This is a genomic window from Synechococcus sp. R3-13, assembly GCF_047462195.1.
Taxonomy (GTDB): domain Bacteria; phylum Cyanobacteriota; class Cyanobacteriia; order Thermostichales; family Thermostichaceae; genus Thermostichus.
Map to the genome: position 1 here is coordinate 234 of NZ_JANSIO010000490.1, position 2,980 is coordinate 3,213.

General features: G+C 59.0%; 3 protein-coding genes. All 3 read right to left on the reverse strand.

What is annotated here, in order from left to right; all coding sequences use genetic code 11:
• Positions 1–17: 17 nt before the first annotated feature.
• Genes cas2 through NW856_RS13550 form a run of 3 tightly spaced genes read right to left on the reverse strand, consistent with a single transcriptional unit; the run spans position 18 to position 2,739 of the window.
• On the reverse strand, positions 18–296 hold the full coding sequence (cas2, locus tag NW856_RS13540) for a CRISPR-associated endonuclease Cas2 (RefSeq protein WP_414331218.1): 279 nt from the start codon (positions 294–296) through the stop codon (positions 18–20).
• Positions 296–1,321, reverse strand: a complete 1,026-nt coding sequence (gene cas1 / locus NW856_RS13545; protein ID WP_414344134.1) for a CRISPR-associated endonuclease Cas1 — start codon at positions 1,319–1,321, stop codon at positions 296–298. The genes cas2 and cas1 overlap by 1 nt, the downstream gene beginning before the upstream one ends.
• Positions 1,318–2,739: a TIGR03985 family CRISPR-associated protein gene (locus tag NW856_RS13550; protein ID WP_414400677.1), complete on the reverse strand. Its 1,422-nt coding sequence runs from the start codon at positions 2,737–2,739 to the stop codon at positions 1,318–1,320. The genes cas1 and NW856_RS13550 overlap by 4 nt, the downstream gene beginning before the upstream one ends.
• Positions 2,740–2,980: the final 241 nt, after the last annotated feature.

A 2,980-nucleotide genomic window follows, 5' to 3' on the forward strand; every position in this document is an offset into this window, starting at 1 on the left:
CGGCCCGGTGGAGAGCCTCAGAAGATCAGGTAGTCCGGCGGCTCATAGGGGGGAGGCCCCCCGAAGACTTTGGCCTGCTTCTTGGCCGCGGCATCCAAAGGGTAGGCCCGCAGACTGTCTTCCTTGAGATTCAGCAGGGGCAACCACGACTGTTCCAGCTTGTTTTCCAACTCTGCAGTGTCCAGTGGGCATTCGAACACGGAGTATTGCACCCGCTGGCAACACTGTTCCAACTGCTTGGCCAACTGTTGTCGCCGCTTATCGTCCACCACGTCGTAGCAAACCAACCACAGCATCAGCGCAGCTCTATGGGCTCATAGTCTAGGTCACCGCTCACCAGGCAACGGCTCAGCCGGCGGGCTTGCTCCAGCACAATTTGACTGAGGGGCAGGCGGCGAGATTGGGGAGGATAGAGCAATGGCTCGCGGAAGCGGCGTTCCAGCTCTCCCAAAAACAGTTTTTTGGCCAGGGATCCCAGCCATATGCCTGTCCCATCCGGCGACGGCTCAAAGTCTTCCGGCGTGAGCAGGCCAGCCTTGACAAGCTGGAGCACAGCCCAATCCACCACCAAGGGTCGAAACTCCTCCATCATGTCCAGCACCAGGTTGGGGCGGTAGGGCAAGTTGGCGTGGAAAAAGCCGAGATAGGGATCCAACCCGGCCATCACCACTGCGGAGAACACGCGGGCCAGCAGCACCCCGTAGCCCCAACTGAGCAGAGCGTTGATCGGGTCGAGCGGCGGCTGTCGGTTGCGGCCAGTGAAGTTCCACTCAGGCGGAAAGCAATGTTGCAGGGATTGGTAGTAGGTGCGGGCGCAAATGCCCTCCAGGCCCATCAGCGCTTCTCGATCCGGAGGAGTGGTGGAGCGATCCAACTGTTGCAGGTAGGCGGCGATAACATCAATACCCTCCTGTAAGGGGGCAATTTGGCCGCGGGTAGCCCGGTTGTGCAGTTGTAGAATTGCCCGTTGGTTGCGAATCTTGCCGCGCACAATCACCTTGGCCCACCTCAGCCCCCAGGGGGAGTAGGCCCGCTGATACTGGGCCAGACGGATCTCAGAGTTGGTGGAGAAGGATCCCTGCAGGCGACCGCGAAAACCGCCATCCGCACGCAAAAAAATGGTTTCGATGCCTCGATCCAGCAGTTGGGCCAAAGCTGCGCTGGTCAATTGGATCCCGGGCAACACCACCACCAGCTCCACCTCCGCAAGGCGGCAAAGCTGCTCTTGACCACGGCGGCGAATGAGCAGGGTTTGGTTTTGGCAGTGAACCACAGTCCCCGGCTCGGTTAGGTAGAGGGTGGTCATGGGCAGGAAGGTCAAGAAAGCTTCAGGTCGGGGCGATAAAACTGCAGCTCTGCCTGGGCTTCCCGAGCCATCTGTTCCCGGTAGGCCAGGGGAGCGATGACCTCGCCGTTGGGCCGCCAATCCCGCAGGCGCATGGTGAAATTGGTATCTCCCACCCGTACCCAGGCGCGGAAGTACCGGTCGCTGGTTGGCCTTTGCCGGACAATGTTCAAAATCTGTTCGCGCTCCCGCGCATCCGCCACTGCCTGCTGCACCAAAGCCGGGATCCGCTTGTAGGCAATGGGCTGGAAGGTGGGATGTCGCACTGTGCTTTCCACATAGCGACGGGCAAACTCCGGGGAAAATCGAAGGATCAACAATGCCTTGGGCAGGTAAAAATCGGATCCCCAGGCTTCTTCCCATGCTGCTTGGACTTCCTCTGGGCTGGGCAGCTTCCTCTGCCGTTTGCGGGTTGCCAGCTCTGGCGGAATGGAAGGAGCGTCCCAGGGAATCACCGCCAGGCGCTCAGACTGGATCCGATCCAGCCGAAAATTGTGCCAGCCCAGGGATCCTTCGGGGGTGGGAAGCTGGCCAAAGGCTGCCAAATACTTGGCGCGGCGGGCATAAAACAGGCAGACCGGATAGGTGAGAATACGCCGGATCCCATGTTGGCGGGTGGCGTAGTCAAAACCGATCACCCCTGCTTCTGGGTTGGCCCAAAGGGCTTCTAGCTGGCTTTGATATTCATCCACCCGTTCTTGCTGTTCGTCCGAGAGGATGTACTCAAACCAGACAAACAGCCGCCGCTGCGAGTGCTGATCGCGCCAGCGGGACGGAGTCCTTTGATTTTCCCAGATTTCATCCAGCAAAACCTGCACATCTGGATGTACAAAGGCCACATCGCTGAGGATGTGATAGATCTGTTCCAGTTGATGGCCCGATAAGGTCAAAGCCGATGAAGATACGGGCAGTTGGGGACGATCCCCCGGCGCACGGCAGCGAAAATTATCTCTCCGCCTAGAGTTGGCCTGAATTTGTTGCAGCCAACCCCGGGCAGCCAGGTAATCCAGCTCTTTGCGCAGGGTGCGGTGGGTCTTGTGAAAGGGTTGAGCAGATAGCAGCGCTTCCAGATCCGGAACTTCTGCTTTTAAGGCGGCCAATAGGTTGGGATCCTTCAGCCAAAACCTCAAGGGTTTCCAGCAAATGCAGTCAACATCAGGACAGGGTGAAGGGATCCCTTGTGCCAGATCCTGCTTGGGGTGCCGTGGTGAGAGCAAGCGATCCCGAATGTGGGTGTAGCCAAAGGTTTCCGGCAGGTCTGGCCAGCGGTTTTCGCCATAGAGGCAGTGGAGCAGTACCCACAGGCGCACGGCCCGCTCCAGGCGCTCGGCCAACTGACCGCCCGCTAACCAACGCAACACTTCCACCGTCAAAGGCAGCTCAAATCCGCTCATCCGACAGTTCCCTCGGTTCTTAGGTCAACCAGTTGATGGCACTCCAGGCCAGGGGTTTTCTTGGAGCAAGGCGCAAGTGAGAGCCTGACCACTCTGCCACGATTTGGAATCCTCCACTTCCAATCTCTTCCATACTGAAGTCAACCTGTCTCGTCAAATCTGCCCATGGCTGCTGTGGCACTGCATTTGCTTTCCGGCTGTCTGGCCGCTCGCGCCAGCGGGACGGAGTCCTTTCGCGCCA

Coding starts and splice junctions, on each gene's coding strand:
- cas2 (WP_414331218.1), bottom strand. CDS start 296: ATGCTGTGGTTGGTTTGCTACGACGTGGTGGACGATAAGCGGCGACAA.
- NW856_RS13550 (WP_414400677.1), bottom strand. CDS start 2,739: ATGAGCGGATTTGAGCTGCCTTTGACGGTGGAAGTGTTGCGTTGGTTA.